Below are 24351 nucleotides of genomic sequence, written 5' to 3' on the forward strand. Positions count from 1 at the left end.
GACTATGCCCGACCTGCTGATCGAACTGTTTTCCGAAGAGATCCCCGCACGGATGCAAGCCCGTGCTGGTGAGGACCTGAAAAAGCGGATCACCGACGGTTTGGTCGAGGGCGGTCTGACCTATGCCTCTGCCGCTGCGCTGACCACGCCGCGCCGTCTAACGCTGGCGGTTGAGGGTCTGCTGGCGGAAAGCCCCACGATCCGGGAAGAACGCAAAGGCCCCAAAGTCGGCGCGCCTGATAAAGCCATCGAGGGCTTTCTGCGTGGTGCTGGTCTGACCCGTGACCAGTTGGAAGAGCGCGACACGCCTAAGGGTGCAGTCTATTTCGCCACCATCGAGAAAGCCGGCCGTTCGGCGGCCGAGATCGTGGCTGAGGTGCTTGATGCGACCATCCGTAACTTCCCTTGGCCCAAGTCAATGCGCTGGGGGGCAGGGTCGATGCGTTGGGTGCGGCCTTTGCACTCGATCCTGTGCATTCTAACAGATGAGACCGGGGCGCAGGTCGTGCCACTTGAAGTCGAAGGGATCAAAACCGGTGACAGCACCGAAGGCCATCGCTTTATGGCGCCGGGGCGGTTTTCTGTCACATCGTTCGAGGATTACGAGGCCAAGCTGAAACGCTCTTGCGTGCTGCTGTCGCCTGAGGAACGCGCCGAGCATATCTGGAACGATGCCCAGAACATGGCCTTTGCCGCTGGTCTGGAAGTTGTTGATGACAAGGGTCTTTTGAGTGAGGTGGCCGGTCTGGTCGAATGGCCCGTGGTGCTGATGGGGCAGATCGACAAGGAGTTTCTCGAACTGCCGCCCGAGGTGCTGCAGACCTCGATGAAGGAACACCAGAAGTTCTTTTCTGTGAAGAACCCTAAGACGGGGCGGATCGAGCGTTTCATTACCGTTGCCAACCGTGAGACCACCGACAATGGCGCGACCATTCTGGCGGGCAACCAAAAGGTGCTTTCGGCCCGTCTGGCGGATGCCAAGTTCTTCTGGGAGAACGACCTGCGCGTGGCCAACTCGGACATCGCCCAATGGACCCGCGCGTTGGAGAATGTGACTTTCCACAACAAGCTGGGCACTCAGGCGGAACGGATCGACCGCATCGCCGCTCTGGCCCGCGAACTGGCCCCGGTGACCGGAGCGGATGCCGATCAGGCCGAAAAAGCGGCGCGTCTGGCCAAGGCTGATCTGAGTTCCGAGATGGTCTATGAATTCCCTGAACTTCAAGGGCTTATGGGGCGCTATTACATCGAGGCGGCGGGTGAAGACGCCGCTGTAGCCGCCGTGGCGCAGGAACATTACTCGCCGCTTGGGCCGTCGGATGAGGTGCCGACCGCGCCGCTGTCGGTGACCGTAGCGCTGGCCGACAAGTTGGACACGCTGACCGGGTTCTGGGCGATTGATGAGAAGCCCACCGGGTCTAAAGACCCGTTTGCCCTGCGTCGTGCGGCGTTGGGGGTTATTCGGTTGGTTTTGACGAATGATCGCCGATTGTCACTGATCGACACATTCTCCGATGCATTGAAACTATTGCTGAAACAGGAGGAATGGCAGGCAGCTTTGCTGGGTGCAAAAGCCACTCAAGCTAAAGCATCAGAAGATGAAGCACAGGCAGCAGCTAAGCGCGTTCATGACATGGCACATCAACTTGAGGCGGTGAATTCGATAGTCTCAAGTGCTCCTTCTGACCTCCTCTCCTTCTTCCACGACCGCCTCAAGGTTTTCCTTCGGGACGAAGGCATTCGCCACGACATCATCGACGCCTGTATCGCGATGGAGGGGAATGACGACCTCAACCTGCTGGTCAAACGTGCACGCGCTCTGAATGCGGTGATCGCGACCGAGGATGGCGAGAACCTCGTGCAAGGATTCAAGCGGGCCAACAACATCCTGTCTCAGGCGGAAGAGAAGGATGGGGTCGAATACTCCTATGGCGCGGATGTGAAATTTGCCGAGACCGACAGCGAAAAGGCGCTATTTGGGGCGCTGGACGCGGCGGAGGGCAAGATCGATGCCGCGCTTGGGGCAGAGGATTTTCCGGCGGCCATGGCGGCGATGGCAGCCTTGCGCGCACCAGTGGATGCGTTTTTTGAGGATGTGCAGGTCAACACCGACAACGACATCCTGCGCCGTAATCGCCTGAACCTGCTGAGCCAGATCCGCAAGGTGTGCTCCAGTGTTGCCGATCTGTCTTTGATCGAGGGATAACGCCCTTGCGCCAAGGGCGCAGGGGCTTATGCTGCGGTGAAACCAAAAGGTGCCGCAGTGCAGAATAATCCGCATACCACGCTTATCACTTCAAAAGCGCCCGTTGCCGCCAATACCCATGGCGGGCGGGCGAAATGCCTGCAACGCTTGGTCCGGCTGGACATGCCGGTGCCGCGTACAGTGGCACTGTCTTTTGACGCAGTGCAGCATATTGCCAAGGGTGACGTCCCAGATATCGCGGCCATTCTGGAACAGTTTGATCCGGAAGCGCTGTTATGCGTGCGGCCCAGCTCGGAAGATCCCGATTGGGGCGGGCCGGGGGCCGTGTTGAACATCGGCATGAACGACGCGCGCTATTTGGATCGATCAGCGGATATGGGTGCAGAAGCGGCAGCGGCGCTGTATCTGCGGTTCGTACAGAGCTATGCGCTGCACGTGGCCCGCTTGGACCCAGATGTGTTCGACGATATCGGAGAGGATGGCCGCGAAGGGCTGAGCCTGTCCCTGCGTGCCTATGAAGATGAAACCGACGAGGCGTTCCCTCAGGATCGGGGCGAGCAGTTGATCGGTGTGCTTCGGTCGATGGCGCGGGCCTGGGACGGAACCTCGGCCCGGTTGTTGCGGCAGGCCAAGGGTGCGCCAGCGGATGCGGGACTTGGGCTTGTGATCCAAGAGATGATTCCGGGTGTCGGGCAGGGCGAATGCGGCTCAGGCGTGTTGCAACTGATTGATCCGGCGACCGGTCTGCCGCAGATCACGGGGCGGTATTTGAGCCAGAGTCAGGGGCGCGACGCGCTGGGAGAAGGCGTTGCCGCGCTGTATCTGGAAAAGGATGAACGCGGTCCGTCGCTGGAGGATGTAGCACCCGAAGCGTTCGCCGATCTCAAAGCCCACGCTGCGCAGATGCGTGAGAAGCTGCGCGAAGAGATGCAGGTTGAGTTCGTGGTGCAGAACGGGCAGGTGCATATTCTGGACGGCGTCCGGGTTCCGCGCGGATCGCGGGCTGGAATGCGGATCGCCGTACGACTGGCCGAAGATGGAATCATTCCGCCGCAAGAGGCTGTGATGCGGATCGATCCGCATTCGTTGAATGAATTGCTGCACCGTCAGGTTCACCCCGAGGCCGAGCGCGACGTGTTGACAACTGCTATCGCCGCCAGCCCAGGCGCCGCGACCGGGCGCATAGTGTTTACGGCTGCCGAGGCTCAGGCAAGCGCCGCCCGTGGTGAGCCGTGCATTCTGGTGCGCCGCGAAACCTCGCCCGAGGATGTACGCGGGATGCATGCCTCGGTGGCGGTGCTGACCGAAAAGGGTGGGATCACCAGCCATGCGGCGGTGATTGGCCGTGGGTTGGGGCTGCCTTGTATCGTTGGTGCGTCCGAGATGCGGTTTCAGACCAAGAAAAAGCTGCTGAACGCACCAGATGGGCGTGTGTTTAAGACCGGTGATATTCTGACCATCGACGGCACGTCGGGGCAGGTGCTGGCCGGAGAGCCCGCGATGCTCGAAGCTGCGTTGGACGATTGTTTTCAGACGCTGATGGGCTGGGCAGATGCCGAACGCGATATCGCGATCCGCGCCAATGCCGATACGCCCGCTGACGCGCAAACCGCGCGGAACTTCAAAGCCGAAGGCATTGGCCTGTGCCGGACGGAGCACATGTTCTTTGATCCCGGTCGCCTGACCGTGATGCGTGAGATGATTTTTGCGCAAACGCCTTCGGGCCGGGCCGCTGTGCTGGAACGCCTGCTGCCGATGCAACGGCAGGACTTTGTGCAGTTGTTCCGCATCATGGAGGGGCAGCCCGTCTGCATCCGCCTGTTCGATCCACCTTTGCACGAATTCCTGCCCACAACACGCACCGGACAGCGAGAACTGGCTGAGGCGCTGGACCTGCCGGTATCGGATGTCGAGCGTCGGGTCGAGGCGATGAGCGAATATAATCCAATGTTGGGACTGCGTGGTGTGCGTCTGGGTGTGACCGTTCCCGAAATCTACGACATGCAGGCGCGTGCGATCTTCGAAGCCACGATTGAGGCCAGCAAAGAAGGCGATCCGGTGGTCCCCGAGGTGATGATTCCATTGGTTTCGGCCAAACGCGAAGTTGAACTGGTCAAAACACGGATTGATACCGTCGCGGCCGAAGTAGCCTCGGAACAAGGGCAGGAATTCGACTATCGCTTGGGCGTGATGGTCGAAACGCCCAGAGCCTGTTTGCGCGCGAATGAGATTGCGCCGCATTCTGCGTTCCTAAGCTTTGGAACGAATGACCTGACCCAGATGACCTATGGATTGTCGCGCGATGATGCAGGGCGGTTCATGTCGGCATATGTCCGCCAAGGCGTGTTTGGCGAAGATCCGTTTCACGTTCTGGATGCAGACGGCGTGGGCGAATTGCTAAAGCTGGGGGCCGAGCGAGGGCGCGAAGCCCAGCCAGACGTTACACTTTCTGTTTGTGGAGAGCATGGCGGCAACCCCGAATCAATCGCCATCTGCCGGTCGCTTGGATTCGATTATGTGTCCTGTTCTCCGTTCCGGGTGCCGGTCGCTCGGCTGTCTGCCGCTCAACTGGCGATTTCGTCCAAACTTGGGGGTTGACTAACTGTCGCCTACCTAGAAATAGTGGCGTACGAAACGTTCCGCTGTCGATAATAATTGGCGGCGTGAGCGGTTTTTCTCTTGCATTTTTTTCAGAACTGGACGTCTCGCTTCGTCTGGGGTATTAGCCTCGTCGCGCCCGCCGGGGGAGGGTATGGCGCGCATGTGCCTGTGCGAGGTTATCTGATGAGACGCTACATAGTGGCTGTTGCCGTGGGGGCTGCAGCCTTGCTGCCGAATTCGTCCTTTGCCGAAAGGCAGGACGAACCAAGACCTGTTGAGTTGGTTGCACGTAACGAGTTGCCAGCGCAGAATTTCCGCGACTATCTGAAGCTGTTCAAGCCACGGAAGGCGCCGGAAAGGGTCGAGATTTCCTATACCAAAGGCTGGCTGGACCAGCAGCCAAAGGCGACTGGCGACGAGCATTTTCGCTGTCTTGCCGAAGCGCTGTATTTCGAAGCCCGTGGTGAGAGCGTGCGCGGTCAGTTCGCCGTGGCCGAAGTGATTCTGAACCGGGTCGAAAGCAGCCGCTTTCCGGATTCGCTGTGTGGCGTGATCAAGCAAGGCACCGGCAAGCGATATCAGTGTCAGTTCACCTACACTTGCGATGGCCATAAAGAAGTGATCAACGAAAAGCGCGCATATGAGCGTGTTTCGAAAGTTGCCCGTGCTGCAATCGATGGTGTGGCTGACGAGATGACTGCAGGTGCTACGCATTATCACACCAAGGCGGTGCGCCCGTCCTGGTCGCGTGTTTATAAGGAAACGGCGCGGATCGGCGTGCACATCTTTTATAAACACAACTATCGCACAGCGAGTAACTGATTGACGCACCAGCGCTGGAAGGGTGCTGGCAGTGATCAATTTACCAACTATGTTGCGAGCCAGGAGGCTCGCAATGACCATATCACGCCGACAGTTTTTGCAAACGACCCTGGCCTTATCCGTGCTGCCACGTGTGGCACTGGCATCTGAGACCGAATTGGTCGCACAACTTGCTAGCCAGCAGATCGCACCCGATAGGTATCCGGAAACTCCGATCTGGAGCTATGGCGGCAGTGTCCCTGGGGTGGAGATTCGTGTTCCGCAAGGGGCTCGGGTGCGCCGCAAGCTGGTCAACGCTTTGCCGCAGCCTACTACTGTTCACTGGCATGGTATCCGGATCGACAATGCGATGGATGGCGTGCCCGGGCTGACGCAGGATGTGGTGCCGCCGAATGGCAGCTTTGAATATGACTTTGCGGTGCCGGATGCGGGAACCTATTGGTATCACGCGCATAACCAATCGATGGAGCAGGTGGCGCGGGGGCTGTACGGGCCTTTGATCGTTGAGGAGGCCGACGGCCCCGATGTTGATCAAGACTTGGTCCTTATGCTGGACGATTGGCGCTTGAACCCAGAGAACGGCGAGATTTCTGCTGATTTCGACAATGGCCATGATCTGAGCCATGCGGGCCGATTGGGCAATCTTGTCACCGTGAACGGACGGTTTGATCCATCGTACCCGGTTCGGACGTCCGAGCGGTTGCGGCTGCGACTGATAAATGCGGCCAATGCGCGGATTTTCGACGTAGGGCTCGACGGGATCACAGGCTGGATTGTGGCGCTGGACGGAATGCCGCTTGAGGCGCCGTTGCCGGTGGAGGACAGTTTTCCGCTTGCACCAGCACAGCGGGCGGATCTGATCGTGGATGTAACGGCCACCTCTGGTCAGGTGGCAAGTATTGTCAGTGTGGAACGCGACGGCGCATTTGGTTTGGTCAAATTCGATGTTGCCGGAAGTTCGGCAAACATTCCGAGAGAGGGCGTTGACCCCTTGCCACCAAACCCGGTGCCAGAAGTCACATTGCAGGACGCGCCGCTGCATCGCATGGCCATGCAGGGCGGCGCCATGCGCTGGCTTGAGAATGCGCGCTTGGGCGAGACTGAGCTTTCGGGGCGAGAGCTGGCGCAGCTGGGACGATTCTGGGCGTTGAACGGCCACGCGGAACGGCCAGTTGAACCGTTTTTGGATGTACCGCTGGGATCAGTTCATCGGATCGAATTTGCCAATGAAACTGCATTTCCGCATGCGATGCATCTGCATGGCCATCATTTCCGTTTGATCCTAGCTGACGGCAGTCTCGGACCGTGGCGCGACACCGTTTTGGTTGATCGCGGGCAGACCCGTCAGATTGCGTTGAGGGCGGATAATCCTGGTGACTGGCTGTTGCATTGCCACATGCTTGGTCACGCGGCATCTGGGATGATGAGCTGGTTCCGGGTTGCCTGACGCCGCATTCCATGGCTGGAAAGGCGTTTGTTGCGGTGTTATACGCCCGCGAAACGCCTAAAGTGGGCTGATCATTCCACCGTGCCCGAAAAGGTCCGCCGCATGAGCTCTGAAATCCGCCTCGCCTTTGCGCACCCGTCTGAACGGTCCGAGGCCACCGCGACGCGCGGTCCGCTGGATCGCATCTCGCTGCGCGACCACATTGTCGAGGTCGAGATTGGGGCGTTTCAGGCCGAACGCGGCACGACCCAGCGGATTTGTTTCAACATCGTGGTTGAGGTGCGTCCGCTGACGGACCCCATCAATGATGATGTGGATCGCATTCTGTCCTATGACCGGGTGACTGAGGCGATTGCGTTCGAGCTGGCCGCAGAACGGCTGAACTTGCTTGAGACATTGGCGGATCGTGTGGCAGAACGCATATTGCTTGAGCCGCAGGCCGTAAGAGCCTTTATTCGCATTGAAAAACTGGATCGCGGCCCCGGAGCTTTGGGTGTCGAAATCGTGCGCGGCAAGGACGCGGTGCACCACGATATGGCTGAGGAAGAGCGGCCGCATCCACGGTTGGTCTTCTTGTCAAATGCTGCGATTGCGTCGGACAATCTGACCGGCTGGATCGATCAGCTTGAGAACCGCCAGCGGCCGTTGATCCTGTGTGTTGGTGCCTCTGATCTGGCTGTTTCCCAGACCGGTCATGCGATGACCCAACGCCGGATCGATCTGTTGGCCATCGAACAGAACGCATGGGTCTTGGCCGCGCGCGATCATCGCTGTGTGGTTGTCTCAACCCGAACCGAGCTGGATTGGGCGATGAAAAACGGCCAGATATGTGTTTGGGCCCCGTCCAAGATTGTGCTGGATGCGGTTGATGGTCCTTCGGCGGCACCGTCGGATTCGGTGGCGCTGGCGGCATGGTTCGCGGCTACATTTGAGGCCAGCGAAATGCTGGTTATCGGCGGAGACCTGCCCGAAGCCCCCAAAACGCCCTTGCGTGCGGTTCCAGTGGAGCAGGCGCAACTGTGATAGTCTACTACCGCCCATTGGTGCAGCACGGAGCCACACGTCCAAAAGGTGCGGTGGCTCTGGCAGGGCAGGCGCTGTGGTTTACGCAGGCCGAACGGATCGTACGAGGGCAAAACGCTCAGATCGTCGATGCCGTTGAAATTCCAGAGGAACAGTTGGATCGTCTGACCCGCGCGCGGCCAGCAATCGCCGGGCTTGATATGGCGCAACCGCATGTCATGGGCATTCTGAATGCCACGCCGGACAGTTTTTCAGATGGCGGAGTGCACAACTCGGTCGAGGCCGCTCGGGTCGCTGCTGCTGACATGTTGGCGCATGGGGCAAGCATTTTGGACATTGGCGGAGAATCCACGCGCCCCGGCGCTGATTTTGTGCCCGAAGACGAAGAGATCGCCCGCACACGCCCCTTGATCGAGGTAATCCGGCGCGAGACGGATGCGCTGATCTCAATCGACACACGTAAGGCTCGCGTTGCCGAGGCGGCGCATCAGGCGGGGGCGGGGCTGATCAATGATGTGTCCGGCTTTACGTTCGATTCCGAACTCGCGCCGTTTTGCGCAGAAATTGGCACTCCGGTCTGTGTGATGCATATGCAGGGTGATCCCGCCACGATGCAGGATGATCCGCAGTACGACGACGTTTTACTGGACGTTTATGATTTCCTCGATTCGCAAATCGCGCATCTGGAAACGCTGGGGCTGAACCGAGACCTCATTATCGTCGATCCGGGCATCGGGTTTGGTAAGAATCTGGACCATAATCTTACGCTTTTGCGTAATCTCAGCCTGTTTCACGGATTGGGCTGCCCCATTCTGTTGGGCGTTTCGCGCAAAGGGTTCATCGGACAGATAGGCAATGAGCCGCGCAAGGATGCGCGTGCGCCGGGGTCAATCGCCGTCGCTCTGGCAGGATTGTCGCAGGGCGTGCAGATTGTTCGGGTTCATGACGTGGCCGAAACGGCTCAGGCCTTGCGTCTATGGGCTGCCGTCCGGTAATCCGGGCAAAAGGAATTTTCAGGAGACCGACTTATGCGCAAGCTATTTGGAACCGACGGGGTGCGGGGCACCGCCAATACGCACCCGATGACGGCGGAAATGGCTTTGCGTATCGGCGCGGCTGTGGGGCGGTATTTCCGCCGCGATGCGTCGGGCGTGCACCGGGTTGTGATTGGCAAGGATACGCGGCTGTCAGGCTATATGCTGGAAAATGCGCTGACGGCGGGATTGACCTCGACCGGTATGAACGTGCTTTTGCTGGGGCCGGTTCCGACCCCTGCGGTGGGGTTGATGACGCGCTCGATGCGTGCCGATCTGGGCGTAATGATCTCGGCCAGCCACAACCCGGCGATCGACAATGGGATCAAGTTCTTTGGGCCGGACGGTTTCAAGCTGTCAGATCAGGCGGAGCTTGAGATCGAGCGGCTGATCGAAGAGGGGGTAAGCCCTGCACAAGCACAGAATATTGGCCGCGCGCGCCGTGTGGATGACGCGCGGTTCCGCTATGGCGAACGGGTGAAATCCTCGTTGCCGCGCGATCTGCGACTGGACGGGCTGAAAGTGGTTATTGATTGCGCCAATGGGGCAGCACACCGCACCGCGCCCGAAGTGCTATGGGAGCTGGGCGCGGATGTGATTCCGGTGGGTACAGCGCCGGACGGTAAGAACATCAATCTTGGCTGTGGCTCGACCCAACCGCGCGTTGCGGCTGAGACCGTGGTTTCACATGGTGCTGATGTGGGCATCTGCTTGGACGGGGATGCCGACCGCGTAGTTGTGATCGACGAAACCGGGGCTGTTGCTGATGGGGATCAGCTAATGGCTCTGTTAGCGACTGCATGGTCGCGGGCGGATCAGTTGAAGGGCGGCGCGTTGGTGGCAACAGTGATGTCGAACCTTGGGCTGGAACGGTATCTGGCCGGTCAGGGGCTGCGGCTGGAACGCACTGCGGTGGGCGACCGATATGTGGTCGAACGTATGCGCGAAGGTGGCTTCAATCTGGGTGGGGAACAGTCTGGCCACATCGTGATGAGCGACTATGCCACAACCGGTGACGGGCTTATGGCAGGGCTGCATTTTCTGGCCGAACTGGTGCAAAGCGGCAAGAAAGCCTCGGACCTGTCGCGTCAATTCGAAACCGTGCCGCAACTGCTGAAGAATGTGCGCTTTGCTGCCGGTCAGGCTCCGCTTGAAGCTGCCAGCGTCAAAAGTGCGATATCGGATGCCGAGGCGCGTTTGAACGGACAGGGGCGTTTACTGATCCGGAAGTCCGGGACCGAGCCTTTGATCCGCGTCATGGCTGAATGCGAAGATTCCGCGCTGTTGTACCAGGTGGTTGACGGGATTGTGGCCGAAGTCGAAGCAGCAGCCAGTTAGCGCCCAATCAGTAGCTTGCGCAGACTGAACCATTGGCTGATCGCCAGTCCGGTCAGGATCATGGCCAGCGCGATGTAAAATCGCAGCGGTAGGGATTCGGACAGAATCCAGGTGCCAAAGATCATTGACCAGATCGGCACCTGGTAGTTGACCAGCGTCATGAACACCGATCCTGCACTGCGGATGATGGCAACCCGTAGCAAGGTTGCAAATGCGGTTGGGATCAGTCCCAACGTGATGATCGCCAGGCTAGGCCGGGTGCCTTGCCATGTGGGCAGGCCTTCGGTCAGCAGCATGAGGGGCAGTAGAATGACCGATCCGACGACCAGCGTCAGAGCAGAAAGCGTGACCGGATCAATTGGCGGGCAGCGACGCGTTATAACTGAAGAGCTTGCATAGCAGAACGCGGCCCCGATACAGGCCAGTTGAGCCAAAGGACCGGCCCCTTGGCCAATGTTCAGCAAACCGGGGCCAATCAGCACAAGCGCGCCGGAAAAGCCCAGTAAAACACCGATAACCCGACGCAGTATGAGCGGCTCATCCGAGAAGAAATGCGCCAAGGGCAGAACCATCAGCGGCACGACCGCCATCGAGAGACCGGCAAAGGCCGACGTCACATACTGTTGCCCCCAGCTGAGCAGGATAAAGGGCAGGGCGGTTGAAAGCGCTCCGATCACGATGATTGACCACCAAAGCTGCGCGTTCATACTTGGCAATTTGCGCCGTGTAACTCGCATCAACAGCAGCAGGGTGGCTGCGCCAAGTGTGGTACGTGCGGTCGCCACGGTGACGGGGCCATACCCTTCAAGCGCCATGGCAACGACCATGAACGTGGCACCCCAGATGAGGCCAAGTATTGCGATTCCGCTCCAGTCGCGTTGGTCAGGTTGTTGAACCATTCCATTCCCTTAGCCTGCGATCGGACCGGTGTCACGATGTGATCTTGACTTAATGTAAGTATTTTCTTACCGTAAGTTATGACTTACCATGATACATTTTCAGCATTGGGTGATCCGACGCGTCGGCAAGTGTTTGAAGCGGTCGCAGAAAGACCACAGCCAGTTGGTGAATTGGCCAGCGCATTGCCTGTCAGCCGTCCGGCGGTATCGCAACATCTGAAAGTGCTTTCCGATGCCGGTTTGGTCGAGTGCAGGGCAGAAGGCACGCGCCGGATATATGCCGCGCGGCCCGGCGGGTTAAGTGAGATGCGAAAGTGGCTGGAGCGATACTGGTCAGAAGTTCTGGAAAGTTTTGCAGCCGAGGTTAACGAAGGAAGGCAGGATACATGACTGATCCCATCATCAAAACTGTGGTTGTAAATGCGACGCCAGAGCATGCATTCGACATATTCGTCAATCGTACAGCCAAATGGTGGCCGCTGGACCGGCACGCGGTATCCGCCGGAGCTGGCAAAGCGGCATTGGGTGTCGTGATTGAGCCTCGGGTTGGCGGTGCGGTCTATGAAATGATGCATGACGGCGCCCGGGCAGATTGGGGTAAGGTACTGAGCTTTGAGGCTGGCCGCGGATTTGGTATGAGCTGGCACCCGGGAACCGATCCCGAGAAACAAACCCGTGTCGATGTCACGTTTGAAGATCATGGGCAGGGACAAACCAAAGTCACGCTAACCCATTCCGGTTGGGACGTCTGGGCCGCCGAGGCGCAAGCCAAGCGCGACGGCTATAGCGGTGGCTGGGACTATGTGATCGCAACATGTTTCGCAGGTGCGATCTGAAAATGAAATGGGCGGCCACTGGGGCCGCCCTTTCGCTGACAAAAGCCAGACTTAGTTCTTTTCTTTGTCGACCATTTTACCAGCCGAGATCCAGGGCATCATGGCGCGCAGTTTGGCACCGGTTTCCTCGATCATGTGCTCATCATTGGCGCGACGCGATGCTTTGATGGTCGGTTGGCCAACGGCGTTTTCCAGCATGAAGTCACGAACGAATTTACCTTGCTGGATGTCGTTGAGGACCTCTTTCATGCGCGCTTTGGTCTCGTCGTATTTCAGGATACGCGGACCGGTGACGTACTGACCATATTCGGCGGTGTTCGAGATCGAGTAATCCATGTTGGCGATGCCGCCTTCATAGATCAGGTCAACGATCAGCTTCACTTCGTGTAGACACTCGAAGTAAGCCATCTCGGGCGCGTAGCCCGCTTCGACCAGAGTTTCAAAGCCGCAGCGGATCAGTTCGACCAAACCACCGCACAGAACGGCCTGTTCGCCGAACAGGTCGGTTTCGCATTCTTCGCGGAAGTTGGTTTCAATGATGCCCGAACGACCGCCACCGATGGCCGAGCAATAGGACAGGCCGATTTCCAGCGCTTTGCCGGTTGCGTCTTTGTCGACTGCAACGAGGCAAGGAACACCGCCGCCTTTGGTGTATTCGCCACGCACGGTATGGCCGGGGCCTTTGGGGGCCATCATGATCACGTCGACGCCTTCCTTTGGCTCGATCAGGCCGAAGTGAACGTTCAGGCCGTGGGCGAACGCGATGGCTGCGCCGGGCTTGATATTGTCATGTACATATTTCTTGTAGGTTTCGGCCTGCAGCTCGTCGGGCATAGTGAACATAATCAGGTCACACCAGGCTGCGGCATCGGCAATGCTCATGACTTGCAGGCCTTCGGCTTCGGCTTTCTTGGCCGAGGGCGAGCCTTCGCGCAGGGCGACGACCAGGTTCTTGGCGCCCGAGTCGCGCAGGTTCAGCGCGTGGGCGTGGCCTTGGCTGCCATAGCCCAAGATGGCCACTTTTTTGTCTTTGATCAGGTTGATGTCGCAATCGCGATCGTAATAGACGCGCATTTCGCCGGTCCTTTCAGTTTCGATTGCTGTGCTTCTATCCCGAGTGATTGGTATTGGCGATAGGGTTGGGATTGAGTATTTGAAGAAAAGGTGAAGAATAATTCGCAATCTTCTAAGAAAGTGAAGAAATCATGCTTGATGATATCGATCGGCGGATTCTGCGCCATTTTCAGGTCGAACCCAGCCTGACGACGGCAGAACTGGCCGAACGCTGCCAAATCACCTCAGGAGTCTGCTGGCGGCGGATCGAAAAGATGCAGGCGGCTGGAGTGATCGAAGGGCAGGAGGCCGTGATCGACTGGGCAGCACTGGGATATGCGGTCGAAGTGTCCTTGCGGATCACGCTGGACAAGACGCAGGCGCGGGCCTTTGATGAATTCATAGCAGCGGCGCGCGAGGTGGCCGAGGTGATCGAGATCCAAACTTTTCTGGGCCGGGTAGACGTACGCCTATCAGTGCTGGCGCGGGATATGGCGCATTATCAACAGCTCTATCGTGACCGTATTCTAACGCTGCCGCATATCGCGGATATCGAGGCTTTGATGCATATCGCGCGGGTCAAGCGGGATGAGGTATTACCGGTATGATCGAACTGGACGAGATCGACCGTAAAATCCTGCGCGCGCTGGTGCAGGACGCGACCCAAAGCGCCGGGGCGCTGGGACGGCGGTTTGGCCTGTCGCAACCAGCAACCTGGCGGCGCATTCGTCGACTGGAAGAGGCGGGCGTGATCAAGGGGCGGCGGCTGCGTTTGAATGCCGAAGCACTGGGCTTTGGCGTAACCGTGTTTCTGGGCGTGAAACTGGCGCGCAAGGGGCAAGTCAGCCTTGAAGATTTTGAACGCGCCGTCAGCGCGATCCCCGAGGTTCAGACTGTAGAACATGTGCTTGGGCTTTATGACTACCGTTTGCGCGTCGTGGCGCGAGACTTGGCCGATTTCGAGCGGGTCTTGCGACGCAGGGTAATGACCTTACCGGGGGCCGGGGATGTCGAGGCCAATGTCTTGCTGAGCGAGGAGCGCCTGCCAGGACCGATCGGTTAATATCTTGTCCGGATTCGGAACCCCGGGTGGTGGGTCATGCGCGCAAAAGTCATGGGCTGCCCGTCTTTCCAGGTGGTTCGCTCTAATTGGATCATCGAGGTGCCGGTGGTGGTGCCCATGAAATCGGCCAGGCGACTATCTGCAGAAATTGCGCAAAAGGCGATCTCGGCTTCGGTAAAGGGTGCGGCGTTCAGCAGCCATTCATGCGGTCCGCTTTTGTTAAGATCGGCTTGCTCGACCTCTGGCACCGCCTCGATGTTGATCCAGCGTTCTTCCAGCTGAAAAGGTCGGTTATCGGCATAGTGCATGCAGATCACGTGCAGAACGCGCGCGTCTGGTTCGACATTCAACTGCGAGGTCAACCATCCGGGGCTATAGACCACGTTCCGCTCAACCAGTGCATAGCGATAGGCTGAGTTTTGGTTCTCAACTGCTTGGCGTGCCAGAGAAATTTCCAGTTTCGCCTGTTTGCGAGGCTCTTTCTTGACGCGGGTTCCGCTTTTGCGTTTGCGCTCGACAAAGCCTTGTTCCGCCAATTCCCTGAGCGCCCGGTTTACCGTGGCGCGGGCACAATTGAATTCTTCTGCTAGTTGGGTTTCGGTGGGGAGAATTGAGCCCTGAGGCCAAATTCGGGATTCAATCCGACGTTTAACTTCGTCCCGGACGACCTGAAAACTAATCCGCTTTTGCGCAGTCACGAGTGACATAATCCGTTCTTGTTCAAAGTGAGTGTATCTGTTCAGAAACACGTTAGGGTGTAAAGGGTTGCTGACTCTAGTTGGCGTCATTTTTAGCAATAGTGACACGTAAAATCTCAAAGTAAAACTTCTGGCAGTAGTTTACTTTAGGTCAACTTTCTGACCGGTTTGGTGCTTTACCAGCGCTGCAGGACAAGGCAGAAGAAGAAAACGCAATGGAAAGGAAGCGTCATGCCGGCATTACTGGATACTGTTGATCCCGAGGGTCTCGAGGAATTCTCGGTGGTTTTTACAGACCGTTCGCTCAATCATATGTCCGCAAGCTTTCAACAGGTCATGCGCGATATTTCCCAGATGCTGCGCGAGGTTTACAACGCTGAGGGCGTCGCCGTTATTCCTGGCGGGGGCACTTACGGTATGGAAGCCGTAGCACGGCAATTCGCGCGAGGTGCCAATGTGCTGGTCGTGCGCAACGGATGGTTTTCATATCGGTGGAGCCAGATTATCGAGTCGGGTGATCTGACATCTTCTGCCACGGTGCTCAAAGCGCGCGAAACCGGTAACGCCAGTCCTTCTCCGTTTGCTCCAGCTCCGATTGATGAGGTCGTGGCGACAATCCGAGAAAAACGGCCAGAGATTGTTTTCGCTCCGCACGTCGAAACTTCGGCCGGGGTGATTCTGCCTGATGACTATGTAACCGCGATGACCGCTGCCGCGCATGAGGTCGGCGCGCTGATGGTGCTGGATTGCATCGCTTCGGGATGTGCGTGGGTTGATATGAAGGCCACTGGCGTCGACGTGCTGATTTCGGCCCCGCAAAAGGGGTGGAGCGCGACGCCCTGTGCCGGCCTTGTTATGCTGTCCGAACGGGCTGAGGCCCGGTTGGCTGAGACCACATCAGACAGTTTTGCAATTGATCTGAAAAAGTGGCGACAGATCATGCAGGCTTACGAAGCGGGCGGTCATGCCTATCACGCCACGATGCCCACGGATTCGCTGCGCGCCTTCCGCGATACGATGGCCGAGACACAGCAGCATGGCTTTGAAAAGCTGCGCGCGGCGCAATGGGCGCTGGGGGATGGAGTGCGGGCTTATCTGAAGGATAAGGGCGTGATGTCAGTGGCCGCCGAGGGCTTTGGCGCGCCGGGCGTGGTCGTCAGTTATACTGCCGATCCGGAAGTGCAGAACGGCAAGAAATTTGCCGCTTTGGGCATGCAAATCGCTGCAGGCGTCCCGCTGCAATGTGATGAGCCTGAAGGGTTCAGCACGTTTCGGCTGGGGCTGTTTGGCTTGGACAAGCTCTATGATGTCGATGGCACGATCGCGCGCCTGACCCGCGTTCTGGATCAGGTGCTCTGACCCTGTGGCGGGCTGAAGCCCGCCCTATACTTAGCGGACGCCGAGGCCCATCTGCATCAGCGTCTTGCGCACCGGCGGAAGCGAATAGAGCGCGTTCAAGCCCATCGCCCGTGCATCGCGCAGCGGGCGCGCTTCGATCATCGAGGCGCGGTTCAGCAGGTCGATGCCTTTGACGCGCAGCTCGATCTCAGTGTGGCGGGCCTTGTGATAGGCATCCAACATCTGCGCATCGCCCAGCCCGTCAGGGCGGTCCACAGCCAGATCAAGCAGCGTTCGAAGATCACCCAGAGACATGTTCAGACCTTGTGCGCCAATCGGCGGCACCACATGTGCGGCCTCGGCCATCAGGGCAAGTCGTTCGCCAGACAAGCGTTCGGCTGATTGGCTGATGATCGGCCAGATCGTCCTGCGCGAGGCCAGTTTCAGTGCCCCGAATAACCCGCAAGAGCGTTCGGTCATCGCGGCCTCAAACGCGTCGGATTCAAGGTTTAGCAGTTCAACGGCACGTGGCCCGCGTTCCATCCAGACGATGGCCGAGGACGGCTGGCCTTCCCAGTCGGGCAGGGGCACCAAGGTGAACGGCCCGCCGGACCGATGGATCTCGGTCGAGACATTCTCGTGCGGGATGGGATGGGTGACGGCGAAGGCCAGCGCCTTCTGTCCGTAGCGCGTAGTGTGGACATTGACCCCGGCGGCCTCGCGCATTGGGGAATTACGTCCGTCGGCGGCGATCACCAGCTTGCAGCGGATGCGGGTTCCGTCGCTCAGACCAACGCGCGCCTCATTGGTGCGGGTGAACAGGCTGACCGTACCGGTGCCGGGGCGGAAATCGACATTGGGCAACTCGGCCAGTCGCGCTACCATCTCGTGGCGTAGTAGCCAGTTGGGCAGGTTCCATCCAAAGGGCTGATCCGAGATGTCGGCCGCGTTGAAATCTCGCACGACGCGGGGCTCTGGAACATCTCCACCGGCATCCACAATGCGCATAATCTGCAACGGCGCAGCATAGGCGTCCAGCCTGGCCCAAAGGCCGCATTGTTCGAGCAAACCATGGGCGGGTTGCAGAAATGCAGTGGTGCGCAGATCCGATCCATCCACGTCCCGCTCGGTAATCGGAGGAGTGGGGTCAACGCAGATCACGTCAAACCCGGCCGCGCCAAAGGCGGCGGCGGCGGTTAGTCCAGCGATTCCTCCGCCGGAAATCAGGATGTCGCAGCTGTCAGTCATAGGTATGTCTCCGTTGCCGCAGACACTAGTGCTGTTGGGCGTCGCCCGCCAAGTGACATCCTGTCTCGCGCCTTATCCTCGTGAGATCAGGACAAGGATCAGGAACATCACCGGCACCATCATCAGGGCCGGGATATAAAGGCCTGGCAGGCCGAACAGTAGGATCGAACAGCCCCACATGCTGATCAGCGCTGCGGCCGTGTAGAACAAGTCATCAGCCTCGGCATTTGCCGCGTCCCGGGCCAACCAGCCAAACAGGGGGATTGCAAACAAAAGGCGCTGCCACAAAGGCAGGCGCTGCGGCATCTCAAGCGCGGTCATTGGGGTCTCCGATTCTGTTCGTCGCTGAGCTGCATATGGGGGCAATGCTGCGTCCGCGAAACGCACAGATCGTCGCAGTGTGACAGCCTATCGCAGGCGACCTAGAAACCCGGTCAGATCGTCTGTGTGATGGTGAATATGGTCGGCCTCATGCGGGTCGGGGGCGACGTGAACAGTGCGCATTCCCATTTCATGCGGGGCGGCCAGATTACGCGGATCGTCCTCGAACATGGCGGCTTTTACGGCGTCGATCCCGTCTTGGGTAAAGATCGCCTCGAACGCGGCCTTTTCGGGCTTGGGGCGATAGCCTGCGTGTTCGACACCGTAGATCGCATCAAACAACCCATTCAAACCGCGCGCTTCCAGCACACGTTCGGCATAAGGCGCCGATCCATTGGTATAGACAATTCGTCGACCGGGCAGGGCGCGGATGTGATCGGCCAACGTGGCATCGGGTTCCATATGGCTCATGTCCACCTGATGCACCGCTTGCAGATATGGATCGGGGTCCAGATCATGCTCGGCCATAAGCCCTGCAAGCGTGGTTCCGTATTCGCGCCAGTAATGCGAGCGTAGCCGGTCGGCCTCGGGCCGGTCGACACCGATGGCTTGCACCACGTAATCCGTCATTAGCACCTCGATCTGATCGAACAGGCGCATATGTGGCGGATAAAGCGTGTTGTCGAGGTCGAACACCCATTGGGTGACGTGAGCGAAAGCAGGTTTGACCATGGTTGTGGTTTAGGGCGATGCGCAGCTGTTTTCAATGCCGCTCTTGATTGCGGTGGCATCAGGCGGCTAGACATGTCCGAACGAGGAGATCACGCACCCCATGCCCCAATCCAAACAGTCCAATACGGACGCCTACAGCCTTATTCTCGAAGCAATCGATGTAGGCGTTTACAAACCCGGTGATCGGCTGGTGGAAAGCGAGCTGGCTGAGAGGTTTGGTGTTTCCCGAACCCCGATCCGAGAAGCACTGCAACGGCTTGAGACGCAATCATTGCTGGAACGAGACGGGCGATCACTGATCGTGGCCTCGCTGGATCACAACCAAATGGCCGAGCTTTACGTTGTGCGGCGTGAGCTGGAGGGGCTGGCCGCGCGGCTGGCGGCGAAACATGCCACCGAAGAAGAAATCCGGGTCCTGCAGGATATGGTTGCCGAAGATGATGCGCTGGTGAACGATCCTACCGCATTGTCGCGCGCCAATCGGCGGTTTCACGAACAGATTCATCTGGCCTCGCACAACCGCTATCTTGTTCAGCAACTTGATCTGGTTCACCGGACCATGGCGCTGATGGCAACCACTTCGCTAGCAGTAGAGGGGCGAGGCGAGATCGCGCAGAGTGAGCACAAAGGCATCGTGGAAGCCATCGCAGCACGTGACGAAGATGGCGCAGCACGCGCGCTGCAAGACCATATTTCGGTCGCGTTCATGACCCGTTTGAAACAGGATGCGGTGCGGCGGGAGAAATAGGGGTCATGCATTCTTCGACCGCATGACCGTGCTGGGTTTTATCCCAAAAGAATGGCCGAACCGCGAGTTCCCAGAGCCCTTTGTAGGCCGCCAGCACACCCAATGGATAATAGAGGACCATGGTCGGCACCCAGGGCAACAAAAATCGCCTGTTGCCCGCGACAACGCCGAGCATGCCGACCAGCAGGTTTGCAGCTTCGGCGATGAGAAACAGATAGATGCAACCGTATAAGAAATCTGGCGTCGCAACGTGCTGGAATGGGTGCGGCAGGCCCAAATACACCAGCCAAAAGATCCAAAGGACAGGTGCGAGCAGGAACTGCCCGATCGTTCCAAGAAAAAATGCCTGAAAACCCAGGAACCGGAGTGGCCCCAGATCGCGCAGCAACCTCAGGGGTGCGCGCATATGGACCAGATACGTGACCATAAACCCTTTCAGCCAGCGTGAGCGCTGCTTGATCCACGGCCAGGCGCGAAAATTGGCTTCTTCATATGTGGTGGTGTTCACGATCTCTGTCCGGTATCCGGCGCGGCAAAGGCGGACGCCAAGATCGGCATCTTCAGTAACGTTATGGGCATCCCAGCCGCCCAGTTCGACGAGTTTATCCCGGCGGAAAAAGAAAGTGGTGCCACCCAGCGGAACCACAAGCCCCAACCGGGCGATGCCTTTCAGAACGACCCGGAACCATCCGCTGTATTCAATGGTAAAGCAGCGCGAGCGCCAGTTGGTGCGGGGGTTGTAATAATCCAGAGTGCCTTGCACGCAGACCACATCCTTCGGGGCGGTTGCAAATTGGCGGACCACGGTTTCGATCTGATCCGGCAGAGGGGCGTCTTCGGCATCCCAAACGCCCAAAATCTCGCCCCGGCAGAAATCCAGCGCATAGTTCATGGCGCGGGGTTTGGTGGTCAGATTGCCCAGCTCCGGCACCTCTAGCGCGCGTATCCAACTGGGAAGCTTGACGTCGCTTAGCGCTGCTTTGGTGACATCATCTTGTTCTTCAAGCACCAGAATGACATCCAGCAGCGCCTTGGGGTAGGTCAAACGCTGGAGGCGGGCGATCAGAACCTCGGCGATTTCTTTTTCTTTATAAAGCGGTACCAAAACAGACACGCAGGGCAAGCGAATGGGCTCAGCCGCGACAGGTATTGACTTCGAAGGCATCAAATAGGCGATCAACCCTGACAAACGAAGGGTAAGAAACAGCGCCAAAGTGATCAGCGTCGCCCACAGCAGGATCGTCAGTCCTGGCGTCGGAAACGAGGCAAATAAGGCGACCGGCAACAAGGCAGCAACGATGGGTTTGGATTGTGCCGTCGACGTCCAATTGCGACAACTCTGCTGCGCCTTCACACGCGTTTCAGCGGCCTCAACCAATTCAGTTGAAAAGCGGTGTGCGATGGCCGCGTCAATCTGTTCGGTCCCTGCGAGAACCGGTACGATGTTATATCCCGTTTCGCCAAGCGCGTCCTGCACGGCGTCAAATCTGTCTGGCCTTGCTGTTGCGATCAATAAGATCGGGCCAACACGCATCCATGGCAGCGCATTATGGGCCAGCCAGAACTCAACCGGTTTGATCTTGCAAAGCTCGGCAGAGGGCGGGGTTTGCTCAAGATCGGCGATTTGCAGGCCGGTTTGCACGGAAAGGGCAGAGAGAACCTCGCCCCGGCTGGCCCAGCCTTCGCCGACCAGAATTTCACCCAAAGGGGCATTCTGACGTGATTGTAAGCGCAGTGCCTGCTGCAATTGAGCCTCAGAAATAACGCCTTGATCTCGGAGGCAGGCACCCAAAGGTTTGCGTGCATGGGGGTCAGGAACCGGTTGCGCCGGTATCTGGCGTTGCAAATTCAATTCAACCATAAGAAAACCCTGCCGCAATTCACAGGCGACAGGGTTGCTCAAACAGGGTTAACGCACGGTTAACTCTGGTATTTCAGGCTTAGACCTGTGCTTTTTGGTCTGCCATCGCGGCGGCAAAGCGTTCGAACAGATAGAAACTGTCCTGCGGGCCGGGTGAGGCTTCGGGGTGGTGCTGAACTGAATAGACCGGGCGGCCCGTCATGCGGATGCCGCAGTTCGAACCATCAAACAGCGAGCGATGGGTTTCGACCACGCCGTCGGGCAGAGATTGTGCATCCACCGCAAATCCGTGGTTCATCGAGGTAATCTCGACTTTGCCGGTTTCCATGTCCTTGACCGGATGGTTCGCGCCGTGGTGGCCGTGATTCATCTTGACGGTCTGACCACCCAGAGCCAGCGCTAGCATCTGGTGACCCAGGCAAATGCCAAAGACAGGCAGGTCTGTTGTATCAAGAACTTCTTTGATCATCGGAACTGCGTATTCGCCGGTTGCTGCCGGATCGCCGGGTCCGTTTGACAGGAACACTCCGTCGGGCTCATGCGCCAGCACCTCAGCAGCCGTTGCGGTGGCGGGCAATACGGTTACGTCGCAGCCAGCAGAGGCAAGGCAGCGCAGGATATTGCGCTTGGCACCGTAGTCGATAGCGACCACCTTATGCGCCGGGGCCTCCTGCCTCGGGTAGCCGTCGGGCCATGCCCAACGCATTTCATCCCAGCGATAACTCTGGGCGCAGGTGACTTCTTTGGCCAGATCCATCCCCTCAAGCCCGGCAAAACCGCGCGCCGCCGCGATCAGGGCTTCGATGTCGAAATTGCCGTCGGGGTCATGGGCCAACGCCACATGCGGGGCGCCTTGCTGCCGAATGGCACGGGTCAGGCGGCGTGTGTCGACACCGCCGATGGCGATACGGCCGCGACCTTCCAACCAGGTCTTCAGCTCTTCGGTCGAGCGCCAGTTCGATGCATCGGTCGGGTCCCATTTGACAACCATGCCCGCGGCAACCGGATCGCCGGTTTCATCATCCTCGGGGTTTACGCCGACATTGCCGATATGGGGGAAGGTGAAGGTCACGATCTGGCCCGCGTATGAGGGATCGGTCATGATCTCCTGATAACCGGTCATCGCAGTGTTAAAGCAGAGTTCTGCAACCGTCTGTCCGGCTGCGCCAAAGCCGATACCGTAGAACAGTGTTCCATCGGCCAAAGCCAGACATGCGGTGGGCTTGGACGGGGCGTTCTGGGCCATGGCGCGACTCTCCTGCAAGGTAAACGGACGCATACCTAAGGGGGTTAGTGCGCCGGGTCAAGTCTGTTCAAATTTTAGGCTATTGTTTAAAATCAAAGACTTAACTGCGAACACTCTTGTTGTGCCTGCCTTTTTGTTTCGATATGGTCAGGGTTCCTTTGCCATGGGGATGGACAGACCATATGGATATGCGATCAAGGGTGAATGCCGCCCTGAAGCAAGCTATGAAAGACAAAGCCGCCGAGCGCCTTTCGACACTGCGCCTGATTAATGCCGCGATCAAGGATCGTGACATTGCATCGCGTGCTTCAGAAAACGAAGAGGCCAAGGGCTGCGGTGATGCCGAGGTGCTTGAGATCCTTGGGAAAATGACCAAGCAGCGCAAGGAAAGCGCGCGCGCCTATGAAGAAGGCGGACGCCTGGACCTGGCCGAGCGCGAACTGCGCGAGGTTGAAGTGATCGAGGAGTTCCTGCCCAAGCAGTTGGACGACGACGAGGTCAGCAAAGCGATTCTGACCGCCATCACGGCCACTGGCGCGGGTTCGATCCGCGATATGGGCAAGGTGATGGGCGAGCTGAAGACGCGCTATACCGGGCAGATGGATTTCGGCAAGGTCGGACCAATGGTCAAAGACCACCTGTGCGCTGCGTCAAACGGCGGCTAGCTCCGCAGCTTTCGCGTTAAATCATCAAATAGAGCGATCCGTTCGTCCTCGGACAGGAACGCACCGATTTCGACTTCGCGGCCGTCGCCGATCAACGTGACGTAATGGGGCACCGGCCCACCGCTTGCGTGCATCTCGGGGCGCGCCCAATAGCGGTTGCAGGACCACTCCTGATCCCCTTTGCGCGGGTGATGATGCACAAGACGCGCCTGCGTTTGGTTCAGTGTCAGCACCTCAAACACGCTGCGCGCGCGATAGTTGGTTTGGATCGCCAGCCACAGGCCCAAGACTGTCAGTATCAGGAAGGGCAGCAGCCCCCACAGGACGACCGAACCCAGCATTGCCAAAAGAGGGATCAATCCGAACAGAAACACCGACAGGATGACGATCATTGCGCCACGCGGCGGCAGAGAGTTGTGCGGCCAGAGGCGCAACTCCTGTTCAGCATCCGAGTTTTTCGTCCATCGATAAGGCATGGCTGATACCTAGCGCGGCAGGTACGCAAGGCGAAGCAAAAAGTCAGACGACGTGGCCGACGCGCACCCAGGACAGGGCGTCATCCAGACGATCATCCCCCCAAAACACTTCGTCGCGCACAACAAAGCTGGGTGCGCCGAATACGCCCAGCTGAATCGCTGTATTTGTCTCGTCTTCAAGTGCGCTGATAGCCTCGGGGCTATGGGCGCGCGAAAGGATCAGGCGCGGATCTTGCTGACACCGCAGCAGGGCCTCGGATATGGCACTTTCGCTGCCCGCCTCAATGCCTTCCTCGAACCAGATGCGATAGAGGTTTTGAGTAAACGATTTGCCCCAACCTTCTTGCATGCCCAGCAATGCCACCTGATTGGCCAACGACAGATCCGTGATCGGATAGGGCGCAGGTAACTTTGCGTGGATATGGTACTTCGCAGCGCGGCGTTCGATATCGCGCCACATATAGGCGGATTTCACAGGCTTGCCTGCAAAGGGAATATTCTGCTGTTCCGACATCACCGTGCGCACGTTGAAGGGGCGCCAGGTAACCGTCGCATCGTTTTCTTCGCACCAGCCATCCAGGCGCGTGATTGTTAGAAAACTGTAAGTGCTGCCGATGGAATACCAAAAGTCGATCTCGGGCATGGTGGGGCTCCTGTCAAAAGGGGCTGTGCCTACCAGAATACCTCAAAATGAAG

General features: G+C 58.4%; 24 protein-coding genes. 14 read left to right on the forward strand and 10 right to left on the reverse strand.

Annotation, left to right across the window (positions count from 1 at the left end):
* Nucleotides 1-4: 4 nt before the first annotated feature.
* The 7 genes from glyS to glmM all read left to right on the forward strand — a co-directional run bounded on the left by glyS (nucleotide 5) and on the right by glmM (nucleotide 10471).
* Nucleotides 5-2206: a glycine--tRNA ligase subunit beta gene (gene glyS / locus ACR0B3_RS01000; protein WP_480807477.1), complete on the forward strand. Its 2202-nt coding sequence runs from the start codon at nucleotides 5-7 to the stop codon at nucleotides 2204-2206.
* A gap of 36 nt (nucleotides 2207-2242) precedes the next feature.
* Entirely contained in the window at nucleotides 2243-4804 is a 2562-nt protein-coding gene (locus ACR0B3_RS01005; RefSeq protein ID WP_480807478.1) for a putative PEP-binding protein, read from the forward strand.
* A gap of 186 nt (nucleotides 4805-4990) precedes the next feature.
* Complete coding sequence (locus tag ACR0B3_RS01010) at nucleotides 4991-5629, forward strand: cell wall hydrolase (protein ID WP_480807479.1); 639 nt, start codon at nucleotides 4991-4993, stop codon at nucleotides 5627-5629.
* 73 nt (nucleotides 5630-5702) lie between these two features.
* Nucleotides 5703-7076: a multicopper oxidase family protein gene (locus ACR0B3_RS01015; RefSeq protein ID WP_480807480.1), complete on the forward strand. Its 1374-nt coding sequence runs from the start codon at nucleotides 5703-5705 to the stop codon at nucleotides 7074-7076.
* Nucleotides 7077-7178: 102 nt separating this feature from the next.
* Nucleotides 7179-8099 (forward strand): dihydroneopterin aldolase, encoded by a 921-nt coding sequence (locus ACR0B3_RS01020; protein WP_480807481.1) that lies wholly within the window; start codon nucleotides 7179-7181, stop codon nucleotides 8097-8099.
* Nucleotides 8099-9094 carry a dihydropteroate synthase gene (folP, locus tag ACR0B3_RS01025; RefSeq protein WP_480808008.1) on the forward strand — a complete coding sequence of 332 codons (996 nt, stop codon included), beginning with the start codon at nucleotides 8099-8101 and terminating at the stop codon, nucleotides 9092-9094. The genes ACR0B3_RS01020 and folP overlap by 1 nt, the downstream gene beginning before the upstream one ends.
* A gap of 33 nt (nucleotides 9095-9127) precedes the next feature.
* Entirely contained in the window at nucleotides 9128-10471 is a 1344-nt protein-coding gene (gene glmM / locus ACR0B3_RS01030; protein WP_480807482.1) for a phosphoglucosamine mutase, read from the forward strand.
* Here the strand turns inward: glmM and ACR0B3_RS01035 are convergent.
* On the reverse strand, nucleotides 10468-11370 hold the full coding sequence (locus ACR0B3_RS01035) for a DMT family transporter (RefSeq protein WP_480807483.1): 903 nt from the start codon (nucleotides 11368-11370) through the stop codon (nucleotides 10468-10470). The two genes, glmM and ACR0B3_RS01035, sit on opposite strands and share 4 nt — an antisense overlap.
* Before the next feature lie 78 nt (nucleotides 11371-11448).
* On the opposite strand from ACR0B3_RS01035, the gene ACR0B3_RS01040 reads away from it, so the two are divergent.
* Nucleotides 11449-11760 carry an ArsR/SmtB family transcription factor gene (locus tag ACR0B3_RS01040; protein ID WP_480807484.1) on the forward strand — a complete coding sequence of 104 codons (312 nt, stop codon included), beginning with the start codon at nucleotides 11449-11451 and terminating at the stop codon, nucleotides 11758-11760.
* Nucleotides 11757-12206, forward strand: coding sequence for an SRPBCC domain-containing protein (locus ACR0B3_RS01045; protein WP_480807485.1), 450 nt, complete (start codon nucleotides 11757-11759; stop codon nucleotides 12204-12206). The genes ACR0B3_RS01040 and ACR0B3_RS01045 overlap by 4 nt, the downstream gene beginning before the upstream one ends.
* Nucleotides 12207-12257: 51 nt before the next feature.
* Here ACR0B3_RS01045 and ilvC read toward each other — a convergent pair whose 3' ends face one another.
* The gene (gene ilvC, locus ACR0B3_RS01050) at nucleotides 12258-13280 is read right to left on the reverse strand and encodes a ketol-acid reductoisomerase (RefSeq protein ID WP_480807486.1); all 1023 of its coding nucleotides are present in this window, start codon (nucleotides 13278-13280) and stop codon (nucleotides 12258-12260) included.
* A gap of 131 nt (nucleotides 13281-13411) precedes the next feature.
* Here ilvC and ACR0B3_RS01055 point away from each other — a divergent pair, with 131 nt between their 5' ends.
* Both ACR0B3_RS01055 and ACR0B3_RS01060 read left to right on the forward strand, forming a co-directional pair.
* Nucleotides 13412-13867 carry an Lrp/AsnC family transcriptional regulator gene (locus ACR0B3_RS01055; RefSeq protein ID WP_480807487.1) on the forward strand — a complete coding sequence of 152 codons (456 nt, stop codon included), beginning with the start codon at nucleotides 13412-13414 and terminating at the stop codon, nucleotides 13865-13867.
* Nucleotides 13864-14322 carry an Lrp/AsnC family transcriptional regulator gene (locus tag ACR0B3_RS01060; RefSeq protein ID WP_480807488.1) on the forward strand — a complete coding sequence of 153 codons (459 nt, stop codon included), beginning with the start codon at nucleotides 13864-13866 and terminating at the stop codon, nucleotides 14320-14322. Before ACR0B3_RS01055 ends, ACR0B3_RS01060 begins: the two co-directional genes overlap by 4 nt.
* On the opposite strand, the gene ACR0B3_RS01065 is transcribed toward ACR0B3_RS01060, so the two are convergent.
* Nucleotides 14319-15029, reverse strand: coding sequence for a GntR family transcriptional regulator (locus ACR0B3_RS01065; RefSeq protein WP_480807489.1), 711 nt, complete (start codon nucleotides 15027-15029; stop codon nucleotides 14319-14321). The genes ACR0B3_RS01060 and ACR0B3_RS01065 overlap by 4 nt on opposite strands.
* Before the next feature lie 222 nt (nucleotides 15030-15251).
* On the opposite strand from ACR0B3_RS01065, the gene ACR0B3_RS01070 reads away from it, so the two are divergent.
* Nucleotides 15252-16379: an aminotransferase class V-fold PLP-dependent enzyme gene (locus ACR0B3_RS01070; RefSeq protein WP_480807490.1), complete on the forward strand. Its 1128-nt coding sequence runs from the start codon at nucleotides 15252-15254 to the stop codon at nucleotides 16377-16379.
* A gap of 30 nt (nucleotides 16380-16409) precedes the next feature.
* On the opposite strand, the gene ACR0B3_RS01075 is transcribed toward ACR0B3_RS01070, so the two are convergent.
* The 3 genes from ACR0B3_RS01075 to ACR0B3_RS01085 form a co-directional block, all read right to left on the reverse strand.
* Entirely contained in the window at nucleotides 16410-17606 is a 1197-nt protein-coding gene (locus ACR0B3_RS01075; RefSeq protein ID WP_480807491.1) for a UbiH/UbiF family hydroxylase, read from the reverse strand.
* Between the two features lie 72 nt (nucleotides 17607-17678).
* Nucleotides 17679-17927, reverse strand: a complete 249-nt coding sequence (locus tag ACR0B3_RS01080) for a hypothetical protein (RefSeq protein WP_170757875.1) — start codon at nucleotides 17925-17927, stop codon at nucleotides 17679-17681.
* Between the two features lie 87 nt (nucleotides 17928-18014).
* The gene (locus tag ACR0B3_RS01085; RefSeq protein ID WP_480807492.1) at nucleotides 18015-18659 is read right to left on the reverse strand and encodes a pyrimidine 5'-nucleotidase; all 645 of its coding nucleotides are present in this window, start codon (nucleotides 18657-18659) and stop codon (nucleotides 18015-18017) included.
* 100 nt (nucleotides 18660-18759) lie between these two features.
* Between ACR0B3_RS01085 and ACR0B3_RS01090 the strand changes: the two genes are divergently transcribed.
* Nucleotides 18760-19407, forward strand: a complete 648-nt coding sequence (locus ACR0B3_RS01090; RefSeq protein ID WP_170683010.1) for a GntR family transcriptional regulator — start codon at nucleotides 18760-18762, stop codon at nucleotides 19405-19407.
* On the opposite strand, the gene ACR0B3_RS01095 is transcribed toward ACR0B3_RS01090, so the two are convergent.
* Nucleotides 19364-21268, reverse strand: a complete 1905-nt coding sequence (locus ACR0B3_RS01095; RefSeq protein WP_480807493.1) for a glycosyltransferase family 2 protein — start codon at nucleotides 21266-21268, stop codon at nucleotides 19364-19366. The genes ACR0B3_RS01090 and ACR0B3_RS01095 overlap by 44 nt on opposite strands.
* 79 nt (nucleotides 21269-21347) lie before the next feature.
* On the reverse strand, nucleotides 21348-22514 hold the full coding sequence (gene carA / locus ACR0B3_RS01100; RefSeq protein WP_480807494.1) for a glutamine-hydrolyzing carbamoyl-phosphate synthase small subunit: 1167 nt from the start codon (nucleotides 22512-22514) through the stop codon (nucleotides 21348-21350).
* Between the two features lie 182 nt (nucleotides 22515-22696).
* Here carA and ACR0B3_RS01105 point away from each other — a divergent pair, with 182 nt between their 5' ends.
* Nucleotides 22697-23179 carry a GatB/YqeY domain-containing protein gene (locus ACR0B3_RS01105; protein WP_170719791.1) on the forward strand — a complete coding sequence of 161 codons (483 nt, stop codon included), beginning with the start codon at nucleotides 22697-22699 and terminating at the stop codon, nucleotides 23177-23179.
* Here the strand turns inward: ACR0B3_RS01105 and ACR0B3_RS01110 are convergent.
* The gene (locus tag ACR0B3_RS01110; RefSeq protein WP_480807495.1) at nucleotides 23176-23655 is read right to left on the reverse strand and encodes a DUF2244 domain-containing protein; all 480 of its coding nucleotides are present in this window, start codon (nucleotides 23653-23655) and stop codon (nucleotides 23176-23178) included. The genes ACR0B3_RS01105 and ACR0B3_RS01110 overlap by 4 nt on opposite strands.
* A 43-nt stretch (nucleotides 23656-23698) precedes the next feature.
* Nucleotides 23699-24298 carry a DsbA family protein gene (locus tag ACR0B3_RS01115; protein WP_480807496.1) on the reverse strand — a complete coding sequence of 200 codons (600 nt, stop codon included), beginning with the start codon at nucleotides 24296-24298 and terminating at the stop codon, nucleotides 23699-23701.
* Nucleotides 24299-24351: the final 53 nt, after the last annotated feature.

This window comes from Ruegeria sp. CE9 (assembly GCF_056537425.1).